We start from the raw sequence: 19,407 nt of genomic DNA, 5'->3' as shown, positions 1-19,407 counted from the left end.
GCCGGAATTGTTTCGGCACGATCTGCCGCAGGCCCGCCCGAACCGGGCGGGCCAACCGAGAGCCGGATCAGCTCTTGGCGATCGGCAGCGCGACGAAACGGTTCTGGTTGTTCGTGCGCAGTTGGAAGAGCGCAGCCTTGCGGCCGGACTCCGCGGCTTGCGACAGCGCGTCGCGCACATCCGCCTGGTCCGAGACCGTCTTGCCGTTGACCGAAACGATCACGTCGCCCGGCTGCATGCCCTTCTCGGCCGCCGCCGAATCCGGCTCGATGTCCGTGACGACCACGCCCTCGCCGTCTTCGGACGGGGTGAGCGTCAGGCCATAGCCGGAGAGGGACGACGGATCGACGGGAACGCCCCGGTTCGGACCGTCCGACAGCGAAGCCGCCTCGTCGAGGCTCGACAGATCGCCGAGTTCGACATTGATCGTCTCGGCGCTTTCGTTCCGCCACACCGTCACCTCGACGCTGGAGCCGGGACGGTAGTTGGCGATCCGCCGGGCGAGTTCCCGCGGCCCTTCAATGGTCTGGCCGTCGACGGCGGTGATGACGTCACCGGTCTGGATGCCAGCCTTGGAGGCCGGAGTCTCGTTGTCCGGCAGGGTGACGATCGCACCTTCCGCCTCGGAGAGACCAACCGCCTCGGCGATGTCGTCGGTCACCGGCGCGATCTGGACACCGAGCCAGCCACGCTCGACGCTGCCGTCCTGCCTCAGCGATGCGACCACGTCCTGAGCGACCGACGCCGGGATGGCGAACGCGATGCCGACATTGCCGCCGGACGGCGAGAAGATCGCGGTGTTCACGCCGATGACCTTGCCGTCGAGACCGAAGGCCGGGCCACCGGAATTGCCGCGGTTCACCGCCGCATCGATCTGCAGGAAGTCGTCATAGGGGCCAGCGCCGATATCACGGCCGCGGGCCGAGACGATGCCGGCCGTCACCGAGCCGCCAAGACCGAAGGGGTTGCCGACCGCCACGACCCAGTCGCCGATGCGCACAGAATCCTCGTTGCCGAACTCGACATAGGTGAAGTCGCGATCGGCATCGACCTTCAGAAGGGCCAAGTCCGTGCGGGCGTCGGTGCCCACGAGCTTGGCGTCGTACTCCGAGCCGTCATCCATGACGATCGTGTACTCGCTGCCGCCGTCGACAACGTGGTTGTTGGTGACGAGATAGCCGTCCTCGGAGATGAAGAAGCCGGAGCCCTGACCGATCGCCTGGCGGGGGCCCTGGGGACCGCGCGGGCGCATGCCAGGCATGCCCTGACCGCCATCGGGCGTATCGAAGAAGCGGCGGAGCGGATGATCTTCGGGAAGGTTTTCGAAGGGGCTGCCAAAGCCGCGGCCGCCGAATTGCTGGCCGCGATCCATGGCCGGCTTCACGTCCTGGGTCACACGAACCGAGACGACCGCCGGAGAGACCTTTTCCACCACATCGGCAAAGCCGAACTGCTGCTGAGGCGCGTCGACCTTCACCGGATCGGCGAAGACCGGAATCGTGTTCGCGACAATGCCACCCGACAGGGCCATGCCGGCGACGCCAGCGGCGAGAACGCCGGCGAGAAGTCCCTTGCGCTTCGTCTGGGGCCGAGTTTCATGCTGCATCTTTGGTTCCTTTCCTGGGATGCTGAAGACCGGGGCGAGGAAGGACTGAAATCCCCGTTTCCCTCCCCGCTGTCGGAATGGAACCTAGTGACTGCAAGCTTACGGGATTTTTTCTGTCGGATGAAAAGGCGGTAAGGTTCGCGGCAACGCGATGCCAAGAACCTGAGGCGAATCCGAAAACGAGAGGTGAGTCGGTCACTCACGGACAGGTGCCCAGACCGATTACCGCATCACGAAGGGCTCTTCAGCGTTTTCCGGGCTTCAGCGCTCGTCGACGAGGGCAGCGATCTTGGCTTCTTCCTCGGGCGACAGCGCGGCCGGTCCCTTGGCCTTCCGGCGACTGGCGACGCTCACCAGGGCAAAGACAGCGCCGGCAATCAGAACGATGATCGGCGTCGCCCAGAGCGCTAGGTTTGCCCAGTCGAAGCGTGGCTGGAGCAGAACGAACTCCCCGTACCGCGACACCAGATAGTCGATCACCTCGTCATTGGTGTCGCCCGCTACCAGCCGCTCGCGCACCAGGACGCGGAGATCCTTGGCGAGATCGGCGTTGGAATCGTCGATCGACTGGTTCTGGCAGACGAGACAGCGCAAGCCTGCCGACAATTCGCGAGCCCGTGCCTCGAGCGCCGGGTCGTCTAGCACCTCGTCCGGATTCACCGCATGGGCGGACGAGATCAGCGATCCGGCCGGCAGCGCCGCAAACAGTGCGGCACAGACCCCGAGGACCAAAGCAAGGCGAGACAGGAAGCCCATCGGTCTCAGGCTCCAGCTGCGACACGATCGCGGGCCTGGCCGCGGCTGCGGGTGGGCGCCCCGACACGCAGCCGGCGATCGGCCAGCGAAACCGTGCCGCCCAATGCCATGAACACCGAGCCGATCCAGATCAGCGTCACCAGCGGCTTCCACCAGATCCGCACGACGATTGACTGTCCGTCGGCCGAAGGATCACCCAGCGAGACATAGAGCTGAGAGAACCAGGTGGTCCAGATGCCGGCTTCGGTCGTCGGCATCTGACGGGCCGGATAGAAGCGCTTGGCACTTTCCGTCTCCGCCACGGCGACGCCGCCATCGCGGATCGTGAAAGTCCCGACCTGTTCCTCGTAGTTCGGGCCGGCTCGGCGGCTCGCCCCGTCGAAATGCAGCGTATAGCCGCCGGCTTCGACGGTATCGCCCGGCCGCATGGTCGTCACGGTCTCGGTCTCGAAGCTCGAAACGGTGATCACACCGAGGACGGTGATACCGAGGCCGAAATGGGCGAGCGCCGTCCCGAAGGCCGAGCGTGGCAGACCGGTCAGTCGGGCCCAGCCCTTGCGCCAGCCGGCCTTGAAGAAGGACGCCCGGACGAAAAGATCGGTCAGGCTGCCGGCGATCAGCCAGAAGGCCAGAGCGAAGCCGAAGGCTGCGAGAACGCGGGTGCCGCCGGTGAAGGCGAGCCCCAGGATCATCGCCGCGAGGGCGACACCAGCGGCGAAATACAGCCGCTGTCCCGCCGCCAGAAGGTCGCCGCGCTTCCAGCCGAGCAGCGGCCCGAAGGGCACGGCGAGAAGCAGCGGCACCATCAGCGGCCCGAAGGTCAGGTCGAAAAAGGGGGCGCCGACCGAAATCTTCTCGCCGGTCAGGACCTCCAGAAGCAGCGGGTAGAGCGTGCCGACGAGCACCGTCGCCGCGGCCGTCGTCAGAAACAGATTGTTGAAGACCAGCGCGCCCTCGCGGCTGATCGGCGCGAAGAGGCCGCCGCCTTCGAGTTCCGATGCCCGCCAGGCGAACAGCGCCAGCGCACCGCCGATGAACAGGCACAGGATCACCAGGATGAACACGCCGCGGGCCGGGTCGGTGGCAAAGGCGTGGACCGAGGTGAGGACGCCGGAGCGCACCAGGAAGGTGCCGAGCAGCGACAGGGAGAAGGTCAGGATCGCGAGCAGGATCGTCCAGATCTTCAAAGCCGAGCGCTTTTCCATGACCAGCGCCGAATGCAGCAGCGCGGTGCCGGCGAGCCAGGGCATGAACGAGGCGTTCTCGACCGGGTCCCAGAACCACCAGCCGCCCCAGCCGAGTTCGTAATAGGCCCAGTAGGAGCCCATGGCGATGCCGAGCGTCAGGAAGACCCAGGCGACCAGCGTCCAGGGACGCACCCAGCGCGCCCAGGCGGCATCGATGCGTCCGTCGATCAGGGCCGCGACCGCGAAGGAAAAGGCGATCGAGAAGCCGACATAGCCGAGATAGAGAAGCGGCGGATGGATGGCGAGGCCGACGTCCTGCAGGATCGGGTTGAGGTCCTGACCTTCCATCGGCGCCGGATCGAGCCGCGTGAACGGGTTCGAGGTGAACAGGATGAAGAGCAGGAACGCCGTCAGGATCCAGCCCTGGACCGCCAGCACATTGGCTTTCAGCGTCGCCGGCAGATCGCGGCCGAAAAGCGCGACCAGCGCCCCGAAAAAGGCGAGGATCAAGACCCAGAGCAGCATCGAGCCTTCGTGATTGCCCCACACGCCCGTCACCTTGAAGAGCATCGGCTTGGCGGAATGGGAATTCTCGAAGACGTTGAGAACCGAGAAGTCCGAGGTCACGTAGGCAGCGGTGAGCGCGCTGAAGGCGACAGCCAGGAGAACGAAGCCGCCGGTCGCGCCGATCGAGCCGATCTCCATCAGCCGCTGGTCGCCACCGCGGGCGCCCACGAGCGGCAGGGTCGACTGGATGATCGCCACCGAGAGGGCCAGGATCAGCGCGAAATGGCCGAGTTCGACGATCATGAGCCGGCTCCCCCTGCGTCTGTCGCGGACACGGCGTCCTCGGGCGAGCTGCCGGTTTTCTTGACCATGCCCTTGCCGTCCTCCCAGAGGCCGCGCGCCTTCAGATCGTCGACGACCTCCTTCGGCATGTAGGTCTCGTCATGCTTGGCGAGCACGGTGTCGGCCTGAAACACCCGGTCGGGCGCGAGCATGCCTTCGGCCACGACCCCCTGCCCTTCGCGAAACAGGTCGGGCAGGATGCCGGTATAGGTAACGGGAACGCTTTCGATGGAGTCTGTGATCTTGAAGGTCACATGGGTCGAGCCGTCACGCACGACGGACCCTTCCTCTACGAGACCACCAAGCCGGATGCGCTGGCCGGGCCCGGGCATCTTCTCGACCACATCGGTCGGCGAGTGGAAATATGCGATCGAATCCGACAGGGCCGTCAGCACCAGCCCGGCCGCCGCGCCGATCACGAGAAGGATCGCGCCGATCGAATAGAGTCGCTTGGCCTTGCGGGTCATTGTGTTGTCGTCTCCTCCCTCGCGGAAAGGCCGATTTCCTCCGCAAAAGCGGCGATTTCCCGACCGCCCGCTGAATCGGCGGCAAAGGTCTGGCTCGCCTCGGCGAGCGCCTCACGGGCGGCCTCCGTCTGGCCGAGAACGGTATAGGAGCGGATCAACCGCTTCCACCCCTCGACGTCCTCCGGATTGTCTTTCAGCCGGGCCGCAAGCTGCGCCACCATGCCCTCGATCATCGCCTGCCGGTCCGTGTCGGACATTTGCGATGCGGCCGCAACCTGTTCCGCATCCGGTCCGCGCGCGATCGTGCCGTCGGCACCGGCTGCCGGGGCGCCGGCGCCATTCGCCATCGGCGCGACGGCGGGCGCATCGGTCTTGCCGAGCCGCATCCGCGCATCGGCGAGGCCGGCCTGGGCGATCTGCATCCAGGGCGCGTTGTCGGGGCTGGCCTGAATCAGCTCGGTCCAGCGGGTCTCGGCATCGGAAGCACGCTCTTCCTGGGACGCGTCGAGGGCGAGGAAGAATTTCGCCGGCAGATAGCCGGGGTTGATTTCCAGCGCCCGTTCGAATTGCGACTTCGCTTCGTCCGTCACCTCGCCATTCGCGAGATCCGTCAGCGCTTCGCCAAGCCCGCCGAAGCGCGAGGCCGAAGGGCCGTTGATATCGAGCGCCTTGCGATAGGCGTTGGCGGCATCCTGCGGGCGCTCGAGCCGCAGATAGATCGGCGCCAGCACCTCCCAGCCCTGTCCGTCCTCCGGCGCGTCCCGAAGCCGCGCCTCGGCGCGCTCGACCAGTTGGGCGAGTTGCAGATCGCCCTGGCTTGGCGGCTGCTGGCGGGCGGCGAGCGGCTGGTCCGGCAGATTGGCATTGCCCATCGTCGCGTAGAAAACGGTGGAAGCGACGGGGATCGCGAGGAGTACGAGAACGATCGTTGCCAGGATGGCGGGCCGCTGCCAACTGGCCGCCCCCAGCCCCTTGCCGTTGGCGTTGTCGGCGGCCCGCAGAAGGCGGCGCCCGATCTCCGCGCGGGCGGATTCGGCCTCTGCCGGCGCGAGCGTGCCGCGCTCGAGATCCTGGTCCAGTTCGCGGAGTTGAGCGCGATAGACCTCGACGTCGTGATTTTCGTGCGCCTCCGGTGACCCGCCCTGCCGCCGCACCAGCGGCCAGAGCATGGCGAGGGTCACGAGGGACGTCATCGCGGCTGCAACGATCCAGAACATCATGTCATTCATTTATGAGCTCGATGGCCAGCGAACAATGCGGACCAGCGCCGCATCTCCCCTTGCCGGAATGGAGGTTCCAGAGCGCGCTTATCAGAGGCGTGCCGCAGTGCCCACTCAATTCGCGGCGGGCCGGTACATGGACCGCTTCACGGGCAGTTTATGCGACCGGCTTCCACAGGCCGTTTTCGGTCTTGCAGGCGGTGCCGGAGGCCTTCACCGGCGCCGACGCCCCACTCACGACATGGGAATAGCCGCGGCAGTCCTGCGAACCGACGCGATAGACCTGCGTCGGCACCACCTCGCCGCTGTAGCCGTCCGACTGCCAGCGAACAGCTTCGCCCGCCTGGCCGAATTGCAGCGCCTGGAACTCGGCATCGACCGCCTTGGCCTTCGCGCCTGAAGGCATCTTCGCAACGAGAGCCGTCTGTCCGATCAGCCCGCCCCCAAGCGCCACCACGCCAGACGACTGGGACGACATCCCGCCCCCGAAACTCAGGCAGCCGGAGAGCGGCACGAGCGTTGCGACGGCGATCAGGGTGGGAAAGAGTTTCATGAAGTCGGTCCATCAGGATCAACAAGGCGCCGGCGGACCGGCATGCGAGGCTTCTCGATTTTCCGGTTCCGTCCGAGATGTCAAGCGCCGAGCGCCCCGAGAGGACAAAACACGATCGCTCCGTCAGTCTCGGCGCGCGGATGAAACCGCGGGCGATTCGCACGTCGCCCGCAGAGGGGCGCCGAGAACGCCCCTGACGACTAAGTCTTCGCATTGCTGATCAATTTCGCTATCCCGGCGGCTTGCAGTCGCCGGGCTGGATCGAGTGCGACAAGCGCGGGTGGCCAGCGAAGGGTGCCGATCCCGTCCCGCCCCTCACCTCCCCAGCGCCGCCAGGATGCGCGCCCAGGAGCGTTGGCCCTTCTGGAACGAGGTCATCTCGTATTTCTCGTTGGGCGAATGGATCGCGTCGTCGCCGAGGCCGAAACCGACGAGCAGCGACTCCATGCCGAGGCGCGACTTGAACTCGCCCACCACGGGGATCGAGCCGCCCATGCCGATCATCACCGCCGGCTTCGGCCATTCATCGGAGAGCGCCGCGCGGGTCTTTTCGAGCCAAGGGGAATCGAAGGGAAGCTGGATCGCGCCCGAGCCGCCATGGGGGTGGAATTCGACGGTGCAGTCGTCCGGCAGGCGGTCTTCGACGAATTTGCGGAACGCCGCCCGGATCTTGTCCGGGTCCTGGTCGAAGACGAGGCGGAAGGAGACCTTGGCGAAGGCTTCCGCCGGGATGACGGTCTTGAAGCCCTTGCCCGTATAGCCGCCGGAAATGCCGTTCACTTCCGCCGTCGGCCGCGACCAGGTCTGTTCCAGGACCGTCCGTCCCTTTTCGCCAGCGGGGGTCTTCAGCCCGACCGAGCCGAGGAACTCGGCTTCCGACAGGCCGAGGTCCTCCCAGCTCTTCAAGACCTCCTCTGGCACTTCGCCGACGCCGTCGTAAAAGCCGGGGATCGTGACCCGGCCGTCCGCATCGTGCATCTCGCCGAGGATCGTGGTCAGGACGTGGATCGGATTGCGCGCCGCGCCGCCGTAATAGCCCGAATGGAGATCGCGGTTCGCCGCCTTGATCACGACCTCCTCGCCGACGAGGCCGCGCAGGCCCGTGGAGATCGCCGGCGTCTGGCGGTCCCACATGTTCGTGTCGCAGACGAGCGCGACGTCGGCAGAAAGCTCGGCCTTGTTGGCTTCGAGAAACGGCACGAGAGAGGGGGAGCCGGACTCCTCCTCGCCTTCCAGGAAGATCGTGACCTTGCAGGGCAGCCCGCCGGTTTCCGCCTTGAAGGCGCGGCAAGCTTCCACGAAGGTCATCAGCTGGCCCTTGTCGTCGGCCGATCCACGCGCGACGATCCGGCGCGAGCCGTCGGACATTTCGTGGATTTCCGGCTCGAAGGGCGGGCTCGTCCATTCCTCGATCGGATCGACCGGCTGCACGTCGTAATGGCCGTAGAAGAGGACATGCGGCGCCCCCTCCGGCCCGTCATGATGGGCGACCACCATCGGGTGACCCGGCGTCTCGCGCACGGCCGCCTGGAAGCCGATGGCGGCGAGATCGCCGGCCAGATATTCGGCCGCCCGCTGGCATTCGGCGGCATAGGCCGGATCGGTCGAGATCGAGGGAATGCGCAACAGATCGCTCAAGCGGCCGACGGAACGGTCGAGATTGAGGTCGAGGCAGGCGAGAACGCTGTCGAGGTCGGCCATGATTCGTCCTTCGATGCTGGGATCGCAATGTCGGTCCCACTGGTAACGGCCCGAGCGCCGATCCGGCAAGCGGCTGGGCGAAATCGTGAGGGCGCGCGATGATGAGGGCGGGATTGCATCGATCGTCCCGCCGGCTATGTTCCCGGCGGAAGTTCGCGGCCACATGTCGACGACCATCCACCTGTCCACCATCACCGGGAATGTCTCATGAAGTACCGCCCGCTCGGCCGCACCGGCCTGTCCGTCAGCGAAATCTGCCTCGGCACCATGACCTGGGGTTCGCAGAATACGGAGGCCGAGGCGCATGCCCAGATGGATCTCGCCATCGAGATGGGCGTGAACTTTTTCGATACCGCCGAGATGTACCCGACCACGCCGCTCGCCGCCGAAACGATCGGCCGGACCGAAGAGATCATCGGCAGTTGGTTCGCCGCGCGCAAGAACCGTGAAGACGTGGTGCTTGCCTCGAAGATCACCGGCGAGGGCAACGCCAAGGTGCGCGATGGCGAGCCGATCACCGCCGCGTCGATCCGCCGGGCGGTGGATGGCAGCCTGAAGCGCCTGCAGACCGACTATATCGACCTTTATCAGCTCCACTGGCCCAATCGCGGCTCCTACCATTTCCGCCAGAACTGGACCTTTGACCCGAGCGGGCAGAACCCGGACGCGGTGAAGGCGAATATCGAGGAGGTGCTCCACGAACTCGGGGAGCAGGTGAAGGCCGGCAAGATCCGCCACATCGGCCTGTCGAACGAATCCGCCTGGGGCGTGATGCAGTTCGTGTCGATCGCAGAGCGCGACGGCACCCCGCGCGTCGCCTCGATCCAGAACGAATATTCGCTGATGCACCGCATCTTCGACCTCGATCTCGCGGAAACGGCGATCAACGAACAGGTCGGCCTTCTCGCCTACACGCCGCTGGCGGCGGGCCTCCTGACCGGCAAGTATACCGCCGGCGCCATCCCCCCCGGCTCGCGTGGGTCGATCAACAAGGGTCTCGGCGGCCGTCACACCGACTATTCGGTGATGGTCGCGGACGAATATTGCGAGGTCGCCCGCCACCACGGCCTCGATCCCGCGCAGATGGCCATCGCCTTCTGCCTGACGCGACCCTTCATGACTTCGGCCATCATCGGCGCTACGAATCTCGACCAGCTCAAGACCGCGATTTCGGCAGCCGAAATCGTGCTCGGCGACGACGTCATGAGGGACATCCACGCAGTCTATCGCCGGCATCCGCTGCCCCTGTAATGACGCGCGCCGGTCCGAACGGGTGGGCAACCGCCCGCCTCGTTCCACCCTCGAACAGAAACTTCGAGCAGACTTGCCTGTCCTCGGCGAGCCCGCCCGGTTCGCCCCATCAGGTAGATCGTGACCGACGAACCCACATCGCTGCCCTCCGCGACGGATCCGGCGCCGGACGTCCCGCCCAAGGACCCGCATGACGACCGCTTCGCGGCCTTCCGCAACCGCCGTTTCCTGCTGTATTGGCTGGCCCGCTTCGCCGCGACCTTCGCCACGCAGATCGTCATCGTCTCGGTGGGATGGCAGGTCTATGCGATCACCGGCGATCCCTGGGATCTCGGACTGATCGGGCTTTGCCAGTTCGCGCCCGCCTTCCTGCTCGTCCTCGTCACCGGTGCCGCCGCCGACCGATACTCGCGCCGCTTGATCATGGGGCTGGCCGTGGCGGCGGAAGGCATCGGCACGCTTGTTCTCCTCCTCTGGACGTTCGAGGGGCTCGGCTCGCCCCTGCCGGTCTTTGGCATTCTCGTCATTTTCGGCATTGCGCGTGCCTTCTTCGGGCCGGCCTCCCAGTCGCTCGTCGTCAACATCGTCTCCCGGGAGGAACTGCCCAACGCCATCGCCTGGAACTCCTCCTCCTGGCAGATCGCGGCGATCGTCGGCCCTGTGGCCGGCGGTCTTCTCTACGGCGTCTCCCCGCTCGTCGCCTATGGCATCGGCGGTGCGCTGTTTCTGACGAGTGCGGTTCTGGTCATTTTCATCAAGGCGCCGGCACGTCGCCGCTCGACCGAGCCGACCAGCTTCGAGACGGTGGTCGCCGGCTTCCGCTTCATCTGGAGCGAGAAGGTCGTTCTCGGCGCCATCTCGCTCGACCTCTTCGCTGTTCTCCTCGGCGGCGCGGTCGCGCTGATGCCGGTCTATGCCAGCGACATTCTCGACGCGGGGCCGGTCGCCCTCGGCCTGTTGCGCGCGGCACCGGGGATCGGCGCGATCCCGATGGCCCTGTTCCTCGCCGCGCATCCGATCCGCAACCATGCCGGCGCGATCATGTTCGCCTTCGTCGGGCTGTTCGGCGCCTTCACCGTGGTCTTCGGCCTGTCGACATCGATCTGGGTCTCGGTCCCGGCGCTGATCCTCGTGGGGGCATCCGACATGATCAGCGTCTATGTCCGCGAAACGCTGATGCAGCTCTGGACGCCGGACGACGTGCGCGGACGGGTGAATGCGGTCAACATGGTGTTCATCGGCGCCTCCAACGAACTCGGCGAGTTCCGCGCCGGCGCCATGGCGAAATTGATCGGGGCAGTTCCCGCCGTCGTCTTCGGCGGCGTCGCGACCGTGGGCGTGGCCGCGCTCTGGGCGCGCATGTTCCCCGAACTTCGCAAAATCCGCCACTTGGGCGGGCGCGAATAGACCGGCCTCACTCGGCCTCCACCGGCCCGCCTTCGATTGTGACGAGCCCGCTCTTCAGCGCGACATGGGTGAGCTGCGCATCCGTGCGCGCGCCGAGCTTGGCGCGAATGCGGTAGTGGTTGTTCTGCACCGTCTTCAGGCTGAGGGCGAGGCCGTCGGCAATCGCCTCATCGGTCATGCCGAGTGCGATCAGCCGCAGGATCTCCGTCTCGCGCGGGCTGAGACCGTCGAGCGGGTTCTGCCCTCCCTCCAGCCGGTCCTCCGCCAGAGTGCGGGCGATGTCCGGGCTCAGCGCCCGCCGGCCGAGCGCCACCGTCTCGATCGCCTTCAGGAGTTCGCCCGGGTCGCTGCTCTTTGTGACATAGCCGAGCGCGCCCGCCTCGAAGGCCTTCAGCGCATAGGCCGGGTTCTGGTGCATGGTGAAGACCAGGATCTTCGCCGCCGCATCCCATTGCCGGATATGGCGCAGCGCCTCGAGTCCGCCGACGCCCGGCAAGGACAGGTCCATCACCACGAGGCCGGGCTCCGCTTCGCGATAGAGGCGGTACGCCTCCCCTGCATTGTCGGCCTCGGCGACGATCCGCCAGCGGCCGCGGCTTTCGATCAGCCGGCGATAGCCCTCGCGCACGACCGGGTGGTCGTCGACGAGCATGATCGTGCGCGCCGTCATGCCGCCACCTGGGCGGGCGGCGCGGCGAGTGGGATCGAGGCGGCAATGCGCGTGCCGTCACGATCCGTCACGATCTCCAGCGAGCCGTCGACGGCCGACACCCGCTCGCGCATGCCGATCAGACCCGAGCCGCCATTGCGGAAACCACCGGCCTCGTCGCCAATGCCGTCATCGGTCACGACGACCTCGATCGTCGGTCCGCGACCTGTCGGCGAAACGTCGACATCGACCAGAACATGGCGCGCCTCGGCATGCCGCGCGGCGTTGGTCAGCCCTTCCTGCACGACGCGATAGACCGCGATGGCGACATCGTCGGGAATTGCGTCGAGCCCCTCGCCCGCGCGAAGCTCGAAGCGCGTTCGTCCAGCGACGCTCGCGTTCCACTCCGCGATCAACGCGTCGAGCGAAGCGGCCATGCCGATTTCCGACAGATCCGGCGGCCTCAGCCGGGTGAATGCACCTCGCAGGGTCGCCATCATGCGCTGATGAATGCGCGCGATCGCCCGCGCGTCACCGGCGATGCCGGGTTTGTCGCGCCCCGCCTCGCCCTCGATCGAGGCAGCGAGGGCCCCGGCTGCGGTCAGGCACTGGCCGAATTCGTCGTGGAGGTCGCGCGCGAGATTCCGGCGTTCCTCTTCCTGCACGGCAAAGAGCCGCTTCATCAGCCGCTTGCGGTCTTCCACCGAACTTTCGAGCCGTGCCGCGAGATCATCGATCGCGCCGGCGATCCGGTCGAACTCCCGCGTGCCGGATCGTGGCAGCCGGCTCTTCAACTCCCCCGCCTCCAACGCCCGCAGGCCCCTCACGAGCCGCGAGACAGGCTGCAGCGTCCGCGTCACCACGAGGGCGGAGATCAACGCGATCGCGATGGCAAGTCCCGCCGAGAGGCCGCTCGCGATCCGCACCTGCTGCCAGATCCGCGTGACGGCCGCCACCGGGTCGTAGCTGGTGCGCAGATGGTAATCGGCCGCACCGATGATCGGCACCTCCTTCTCGATCGGCTCGAACGGTCCGACGAAGCCCGTCACCGCCCGGCGAAACCAGCCCGGCGCCACTTCGCCGAAGACATTCCATCCCGCGCACAGACGGCGATCGGAAAAGCCGACCTGTCTGCGATCGAACACCGCGCAGGTCCCGGGTGCCATCACCAGAACGATCTCGATAGCGCCTTGCCGGAAGAGATCGAGATCGGGCGGCGGATTGCCGTTGCCGGAGCGGTGCATGCGTTCGAGCTGGTAGGAGATGCGGGCCTCGGTGCCCGCGAGATCGCTGCGAATCGCAGCCGTCGTATCAGCCACGACCCATCCGATCGCGACGAAGAAACTTCCAAGCGCGACAATCAGCAGACGGATGACGAGTTTGGCCCAAAGGCTCAAGGGGGCGACCTTCATGTTTCGGCGTTCCGGCAAATAGGCGCGAAACTCGCAGGCTCTGCAACAGACACGGCTGGGCTCGGGCAAATTGCCCGGCAATCATGGGGAAGTTCGCCGCTTTGCTTTCCGTGCGATCCCTGCATATTGGAGCGATCGCCGCGCCGGGGTCCGGCACCACCTCGAGGCACGGCGAGAGGGAGGTCCTGAATTGATGAATTCGCTCGCCGAATCGCGCGTGCCGTCCGACCCGCATGCCGGATCGACGCCTTCCAACCCCGGCGCGACCGCGCAACCGCTGGCCCGGCTGCGTGAGGCGGTCGAGGCCGGTCTCATCGGCCGCACCGGCCTGGTGGAGCGGCTGCTGATCGCGCTGTTGACCGGCGGCCACCTGCTTCTCGAAGGCCCGCCCGGACTCGCCAAGACTCGAGCGGTCAAGCTGCTCGCGGGGGGCCTCGAAAGCTCCTTCTCCCGCATCCAGTGCACGCCCGATCTGATGCCCGCCGATCTCACCGGCACGCAGGTCTTCCGCCCCGAGGCCGGGCGCTTCGAATTCGTCGAGGGGCCGATCTTTCATTCGCTGGTGCTGGTCGACGAAATCAACCGCGCCCCGCCCAAGGTGCAGTCGGCGCTTCTCGAAGCGATGGCCGAATCGCAGGTGACGGCCGGCGGCGTGACCTACCGCCTCCCGGAACCCTTCATGGTGGTCGCCACCCAGAACTCGATCGAGCACGAAGGCACCTTCCCTCTCCCGGAAGCCCAGCTCGACCGGTTCCTGATGCATGTGATGATCGACCTGCCGGACGCCGCCTCGGAGCTCGCCATCCTCGACCTCGTCGAAAAGGAAGGCGCCGGCGAGATGCCGGCCACTCCCGAACCGATCAGCGCCGAGACGGTCATGGAAGCGCGACGAAAGGTGGCGGCGATCCATCTCGCGCCCGCCCTCAAGGATTACGTGGTCCGCCTCGTCATGGCGACGCGCCGGCATGAGGCGGCACCCGAGGTCGCCGACAAGATCGAACACGCCGTCTCGCCCCGCGGCACGCTGGCGCTGGCAGCCGGCGCCCGGGCGCGGGCCTTTCTCGCCGGCCGCGACTTCGCCATCCCCGAGGACGTCGCGGAGATCGCGCCGGACATCCTGGCCCATCGCGTCATCCCGACCTGGCGTGCGAGTGCCGACGGAGTGACCGGGCGCAGCCTCGTCGCCGAACTTCTGAACCGGGTCGAGCCTGCCTGATGGCGATCGCGCCGATGCCGCAGGCAGAAGATGCGACAAGGGTCGATGCCGACCGGCTGTTCGCGCTGCGCAACGTCGTCCGCAACATGCCGGCGCGCACGCTGAGCCCCACCGGACGGCCGGGCGGGTTTGCCGGAAAGAAGCGCGGCAACGGCCTGGAGATTGTCGATGTGCGGCTGTTCTCCGACGGCGACGATGCCCGCCATATCGACGCGGCAGCAACAGCCCGCACCGCCAAGACCCATGTGCGGACCTTCCGCGACGAGCGGGACCGCGCGGCGCTGCTCGTCGCCGACTTTCGCCCCGCCATGCTTTGGGGCACGCGCCGGCGCCTGCGCTCGGTAGCTGCCGCCGGGGCTCTCGCGCTCGCCGGCTGGCGGGTCGTCGAATCAGGCGGTCGCGTCGGCCTGATGGCGTCGGGTGCCGGTGAGATGATACATCTGCCGCCGCGCCCACGCGAACGCGCCATGGCCGCCGTCGCGGCCGCAATGGCCAAGGCGCATGACGCCGCCACCTCGCGTTTGGTCGAAGGTTCGACGGATGCGCCGGGCCTGGCGAGCATTCTGGAATCCGCCCTCGCCCGCACCTTCGGCGGCACGACGATCTATCTCGCGACGGGCCTCGACGAGGAGGGCGAGAGCTTCGACCGGCTGGCCGCCGCCGCGAGCCGCCGCTTCGATCTCACCGTTCTTCTGGTGCGCGATCGCTTCGAAACCGAAGCGCCCCCCGGCGCCTATCCCTATCGCATCATCGGCAACCGGACCAAAGATCTCGGCTGGGCCTTCATGAGTCGCAATCGCGCGGAGCGCCAGGACGAGCGCGTGGAGCGTCTGCGCGCAGCGGGCGTTTCCGTGCGGGTCGTTCCGGCCGATCGCGACTGGACCGAGATCGCCGCAGCGCTGGAGGGAATGGATGGACGCTGATCCGGATCTTCTCGCCCAATTGCGCCGCGTGCGTCTGCCCCCTGGCTTCGACACGCTCGACTGGCATGGCGGTCTGGCGATCTTTTCATTGGCAGTTCTCGGCGGGCTTCTGATCGTTCTTCTGGTCTACGCCGTCACCGAGCCGCGACGCTCGCCCCGCCGCGAGGCCGAGACGGCGCTCAGACGAGCCGCAAGCCTTTCTCCCGGCGAGCGGCTTCTCCATCAGGCCAGGGTCGTCGCAGGGCTTCAGGGGACTCTTACCAGCTCCCGCCATGCGCCCCTCAACGACCGGCTCGCGGTGATCAAGACAGAGATCGAGACGGCTCTCTATCGCCCCCACCCGGCCGTCGATTGCGAAGCGATGGACGCCGCGATCCTCTCTGCCTTATCGCGGCAGCGGGGGTGAACCATGCTGAGTTTCGCAAGCCCCCTTGTCTTCCTGCTCCTGCCGCTGCCGCTCCTCGCCATGCGTCTCCTGCCCGGAAAGGAGGCCGTGACCGGCGCGCTCCTGGTGCCCGGCTCGATCGGCCACGCCCTGCCCACAGGGGCACGGCAGAGCATCCGGGTCCGCGTCCGGCGCGTCATCCCGCTCCTCCTCTGGGTCGCACTGATCACCGCCCTCGCCGGCCCCCAAAGGCTGGAGGCTGTCGAGGCACTGCCGACCACAGGCCGCGATCTGGTGCTCGCGATCGACCTGTCGGGCAGCATGGAACGGGACGATTTCGTGCTCGACGGCCGCACGGTCTCTCGCCTCGATGCGGTGAAGGCGGTCGCCAAGCGTTTCGTCACCGGCCGGGCGGGCGACCGGGTTGGACTCGTCCTGTTTGCAGAGGATGCCTACGCCGCGACACCACTGACCTTCGACGTCGCCGCCGTGAGCCGCGCCGTGGATGAGGCGACCATCGGAATTTCCGGTCGATCGACCGCAATCGCCGGCGGTCTCGGGCTCGCCCTGAAGCGACTTCAGAACTCCGAAGCACGCTCGCGCGTCGTCATCCTCCTTTCGGACGGCTCCGACACCTCGGGCACAGTGCTGCCGCGCGGGGTCGCGCGCCTTGCCAAGCGTCTCGGTGTCACCGTCCACACCATCGCATTGGGACCCGCCGATCTCGAAACCGCGCCGAAGACCCGCGACGCCGTCGATACTGCCACCCTGCGCATGATCGCCGAGACCAGCGGCGGCGAGACCTTCCGCGTGCGCAACACGTCCGACCTCGAAGCCGTGGCACGCGCAATCGATCGCCTGGAGGCGAGCGGCCTCGACCAGCCCCCGGCCACGCTGAAGCGCGACTACTGGCCCTATCCGGCCATGTTCGCGCTGGCCTGCTCGATCGTGCTGGTCGCCAGCCGCAGGGCGATGTGATGGCTGATCTGGTTCTGCTTCGCCCCTGGTGGTTGCTCGCCTTGCCGCTGATCGCGCTCATCGGCGTTTTGGCCCTCCGGCGCGCCCGCGGCCTCGGCGCCTGGGAACAGGCCGTCGATCCGGCACTGATGCGGGCGATGGAGCGCTTCGGCCGCATTGTCCCCGGTCGGGCGCGGCGGCTGTTCATTCCGGTTGCGGTCGCGGTCATCGTAGCCGCTTCCTTGACTGGCCCGGCCAAGCGCCTCGCCAACCCTCAGACCTTTCGCAATCTCGACGGCATCGTGATCGCCCTCGACCTGTCGCGATCCATCGTCGAGGGCGGCAGCCTCGACGATGCCCAAGCGGCCACCCAGCTCATCCTGCAGGAGGCGGCGGGCCGCCCCGTTGCGGTCATCGTCTATGCCGGCGAAGCTTATGTGGCGAGCGCCTTCACCACCGACGCGCCGGCCCTGTCGCCGCTTCTCGCCGTTCTTGGCGCCGACATCGTCCCCAATCCCGGCAGCCGCGCCGATCGGGCTATCACGCTGGCCGGCCACATCTTCGAGGAAGCCGAAATTCTGCGCGGCGACGTCATTCTCGTCACCGATGGCGACAATCTCTCGCAGGAGGCTTTCGACAGCGCCGAAACGCTCGCCGCGAAAGGCATCCACGTCAACGCCTATCTCGTTCGACCGACAGACGGCCATGGCGACATGCCGGAGCCCGACGACGCGGGCCTCGAACGCCTGACGGAGCTTGGCGACGGTTTCTTCGGCGAAGCGCGCGATCCCGTGGCGCTGGCGGAGAGCGTCGGACGCCGGGCGGCAAGCGAGCTCGCCAAGGGCGACACCGCCGCCTTGTTCTTTCGAGATTTCGGCCGCTATCTCCTGGCCTTCGCCCTCGTCCCGGCGCTGCTTCTCTTCCGAAAGGCGACGTGAGATGCGAGCCGCTGTCATCCTTGTGGGTCTCGGGCTCTCTGCCGCCGCCGCGATCGCCGCCGGCCCGGATGCTTTCGGGCGGCTCGCCCTCGCGCTTCAAATGCCGGGCCTTGCCGCATCGCTGATCGAAACACCTCACGCTCGAGGCGTCGCATTGTTCGAAGCGGGCCGCTACGGCGAGGCCGATCTGGCTTTCGAAGCCGCCGGCCGTGACGCCACCTATGATCGGGGCATGTCGCTCGCCATGACCGGGCGGTATGCGGATGCCATCGCCTATTTCGACGCTGTGCTCTTTGCCGAGCCCTCCGACGCCGACGCTCGCCACAATCGCGAGGTGCTGTCGAAGCTCGTTCCTGACGTGGTCGGGGAGTCCAACTCGATCGACGGCGTGCCGGCCAATGTCCTGGGCGAGGAATCGGCCGCTGTCGCCACCGAACGGGACATTCTGAAGGGGCTTACGCTGGCCGAACAGCGAGGCGTCATGGATCCGCGGGTCAAACGCATGACCGCTGCCACCGAGGCATGGCTGACGACGCTGACGGACGAGCCGGCGCTCTACCTCAAACGCCGCATCAAGGCCGAATACGAGCGCCGTCAGGATCTCGGCCTCGCCAACCCGCCGGAGGACAATGCATGGTAGGCGGTCTGAAACGCGTGTCGGCCCTCCTCTGTCTTGCTCTCGTTCTCGCCCCTTTCTTCATGGGGCCAGCGCAAGCCCAGCCGAAGGTCGATCCCGGCGATCTCACGCTTTCGGTCGAGATCGATGCTGCAAGCCCGGAACCCTATGTCGGGGAGATGATCCTGGTGACGCTGCGCGGCACCTATGATGCCTTCATCGCGCTGGAAAAGTTCGAAGGCATCGAGCTGCCGAACTTCACCTGGATCCAGCTCGGCCGCGACGTCTGGTCCAAGGACCGGGTGAACGGACGCCTGTTCACGACCGTCGAGCGCCGGCTGGCACTTTATGCCGAAAAGCCGGGGCAACTTGCGATCGGCCCGTTCCGCCATCATCTCACCCTCGATGCCGGGGACGGGACGCGATTCACCCACGACGTCGTGTCCGAGACCGCGACCATCACCATAACGCCCAAGCCGACCACGAACGGCGGCTGGTGGTTTCCGGCCAAGGACGTGACCCTGGTGCACGAGTGGAACGTCGATCCGGCGCAGCTTGCCAACGACGCCACCGCCATTCGTACCGTCACCATCACGGCCGTCGGTCAGCCCGCGGAAGCCCTGCCGCCCCCGCCCAGGATGCGTGCGCCCTGGCTGATCTCCTTCATCGCCCCGGAGGAACGATCGACCGAACTCACCCCCGATGGCCCGGTCGGCACGGTGCGCTGGCAATGGCGCATGCGGCCGTCGATATCGCAGCCGGGAGAACTCGATGCCTTCCACATACCCTGGTTCGACATGACCCGCCGCGAGATGCGCGACGTCGTCCTGCCATCCCAGCGCATCGCCTATGCCGCGATCGAGGAGGCGTCATCCGCGGAGACGAAGAGCGGGCCGCTCGCATGGGCGCTTCCCCTCCTTCTCGGCCTCGCGCTGCCGGCCGCCTTCGTCATCCCACAACGGCGGCTTCGCTCATGGCGAACGATCCGGGAAGACGTCTCCCGCTTCCTGCCCCGGCGCGAGGACTTCGCCATGCGCTGGGCGATCTGGCAGGGCGATACCGCCAGCTATCGACGGCTCGCCGCGAAGCGCTTGCGCGACCGTGGTCTCTCGCCGGAGCCCGTCATGAGCGAGATCGACGCGCAGCTTTATGGCGGGACTGCCACATCATCCGTCGACCTGCGTGCGATTCATCGGAAGTTCCGGTCCGCCCTGAAGAACAAAGCACCGACTTCGCGGCGTCATCCTGGCTTTGAGCCGCGATCCGTGCCGAATCGTTGATCAAGCACCGCGAGTTCTCAAAAGAGCCGGATAT

At 66.9% G+C, this 19,407-nt stretch carries 18 protein-coding genes; 9 read left to right on the top strand and 9 right to left on the bottom strand.

Features of this window, described 5'->3' with window-relative positions; genetic code table 11:
• Positions 1-67: 67 nt before the first annotated feature.
• The 7 genes from MF134_RS08140 to MF134_RS08110 form a co-directional block, all read right to left on the bottom strand.
• Positions 68-1,606, bottom strand: a complete 1,539-nt coding sequence (locus MF134_RS08140; RefSeq protein ID WP_255338926.1) for a Do family serine endopeptidase — start codon at positions 1,604-1,606, stop codon at positions 68-70.
• 261 nt (positions 1,607-1,867) lie between these two features.
• Positions 1,868-2,362, bottom strand: coding sequence for a cytochrome c-type biogenesis protein (locus MF134_RS08135; protein WP_255338925.1), 495 nt, complete (start codon positions 2,360-2,362; stop codon positions 1,868-1,870).
• A 5-nt stretch (positions 2,363-2,367) separates the two neighbouring features.
• Positions 2,368-4,359: a heme lyase CcmF/NrfE family subunit gene (locus MF134_RS08130; protein WP_255338924.1), complete on the bottom strand. Its 1,992-nt coding sequence runs from the start codon at positions 4,357-4,359 to the stop codon at positions 2,368-2,370.
• Positions 4,356-4,865, bottom strand: coding sequence for a cytochrome c maturation protein CcmE (gene ccmE / locus MF134_RS08125; RefSeq protein ID WP_255338923.1), 510 nt, complete (start codon positions 4,863-4,865; stop codon positions 4,356-4,358). Before ccmE ends, MF134_RS08130 begins: the two co-directional genes overlap by 4 nt.
• Complete coding sequence (gene ccmI / locus MF134_RS08120) at positions 4,862-6,094, bottom strand: c-type cytochrome biogenesis protein CcmI (RefSeq protein WP_255338922.1); 1,233 nt, start codon at positions 6,092-6,094, stop codon at positions 4,862-4,864. Before ccmI ends, ccmE begins: the two co-directional genes overlap by 4 nt.
• 148 nt (positions 6,095-6,242) lie before the next feature.
• Positions 6,243-6,638 carry a hypothetical protein gene (locus MF134_RS08115; RefSeq protein ID WP_255338921.1) on the bottom strand — a complete coding sequence of 132 codons (396 nt, stop codon included), beginning with the start codon at positions 6,636-6,638 and terminating at the stop codon, positions 6,243-6,245.
• A 315-nt stretch (positions 6,639-6,953) separates the two neighbouring features.
• Entirely contained in the window at positions 6,954-8,339 is a 1,386-nt protein-coding gene (locus MF134_RS08110; protein ID WP_255338920.1) for a M20/M25/M40 family metallo-hydrolase, read from the bottom strand.
• A 207-nt stretch (positions 8,340-8,546) separates the two neighbouring features.
• Here MF134_RS08110 and MF134_RS08105 point away from each other — a divergent pair, with 207 nt between their 5' ends.
• Positions 8,547-9,590 (top strand): aldo/keto reductase, encoded by a 1,044-nt coding sequence (locus MF134_RS08105; RefSeq protein WP_255338919.1) that lies wholly within the window; start codon positions 8,547-8,549, stop codon positions 9,588-9,590.
• Positions 9,591-9,731: 141 nt separating this feature from the next.
• Positions 9,732-10,997 carry an MFS transporter gene (locus tag MF134_RS08100; RefSeq protein ID WP_255338985.1) on the top strand — a complete coding sequence of 422 codons (1,266 nt, stop codon included), beginning with the start codon at positions 9,732-9,734 and terminating at the stop codon, positions 10,995-10,997.
• A gap of 7 nt (positions 10,998-11,004) precedes the next feature.
• Here MF134_RS08100 and MF134_RS08095 read toward each other — a convergent pair whose 3' ends face one another.
• Positions 11,005-11,667: a response regulator gene (locus MF134_RS08095; protein WP_255338918.1), complete on the bottom strand. Its 663-nt coding sequence runs from the start codon at positions 11,665-11,667 to the stop codon at positions 11,005-11,007.
• Positions 11,664-13,058 (bottom strand): histidine kinase, encoded by a 1,395-nt coding sequence (locus MF134_RS08090; RefSeq protein WP_255338917.1) that lies wholly within the window; start codon positions 13,056-13,058, stop codon positions 11,664-11,666. Before MF134_RS08090 ends, MF134_RS08095 begins: the two co-directional genes overlap by 4 nt.
• Before the next feature lie 193 nt (positions 13,059-13,251).
• On the opposite strand from MF134_RS08090, the gene MF134_RS08085 reads away from it, so the two are divergent.
• Genes MF134_RS08085 through MF134_RS08055 form a run of 7 tightly spaced genes read left to right on the top strand, consistent with a single transcriptional unit; the run spans position 13,252 to position 19,373 of the window.
• Complete coding sequence (locus tag MF134_RS08085) at positions 13,252-14,274, top strand: AAA family ATPase (RefSeq protein ID WP_255338916.1); 1,023 nt, start codon at positions 13,252-13,254, stop codon at positions 14,272-14,274.
• A complete protein-coding gene (locus tag MF134_RS08080) occupies positions 14,274-15,197 on the top strand; it encodes a DUF58 domain-containing protein (protein ID WP_255338915.1) in 924 nt (307 codons plus the stop codon). Before MF134_RS08085 ends, MF134_RS08080 begins: the two co-directional genes overlap by 1 nt.
• A complete protein-coding gene (locus MF134_RS08075) occupies positions 15,187-15,603 on the top strand; it encodes a hypothetical protein (protein WP_255338914.1) in 417 nt (138 codons plus the stop codon). The genes MF134_RS08080 and MF134_RS08075 overlap by 11 nt, the downstream gene beginning before the upstream one ends.
• A gap of 3 nt (positions 15,604-15,606) precedes the next feature.
• A complete protein-coding gene (locus MF134_RS08070) occupies positions 15,607-16,560 on the top strand; it encodes a VWA domain-containing protein (RefSeq protein WP_255338913.1) in 954 nt (317 codons plus the stop codon).
• On the top strand, positions 16,560-17,477 hold the full coding sequence (locus tag MF134_RS08065) for a vWA domain-containing protein (RefSeq protein ID WP_255338912.1): 918 nt from the start codon (positions 16,560-16,562) through the stop codon (positions 17,475-17,477). The genes MF134_RS08070 and MF134_RS08065 overlap by 1 nt, the downstream gene beginning before the upstream one ends.
• Position 17,478: 1 nt before the next feature.
• Positions 17,479-18,117: a hypothetical protein gene (locus tag MF134_RS08060; RefSeq protein WP_255338910.1), complete on the top strand. Its 639-nt coding sequence runs from the start codon at positions 17,479-17,481 to the stop codon at positions 18,115-18,117.
• The gene (locus MF134_RS08055) at positions 18,111-19,373 is read left to right on the top strand and encodes a hypothetical protein (RefSeq protein WP_255338909.1); all 1,263 of its coding nucleotides are present in this window, start codon (positions 18,111-18,113) and stop codon (positions 19,371-19,373) included. Before MF134_RS08060 ends, MF134_RS08055 begins: the two co-directional genes overlap by 7 nt.
• Positions 19,374-19,407: the final 34 nt, after the last annotated feature.

This window comes from Jiella marina, assembly GCF_024359545.1.
GTDB lineage: Bacteria > Pseudomonadota > Alphaproteobacteria > Rhizobiales > Rhizobiaceae > Jiella.
This window is presented reverse-complemented; position numbering and strand designations above follow the sequence as displayed.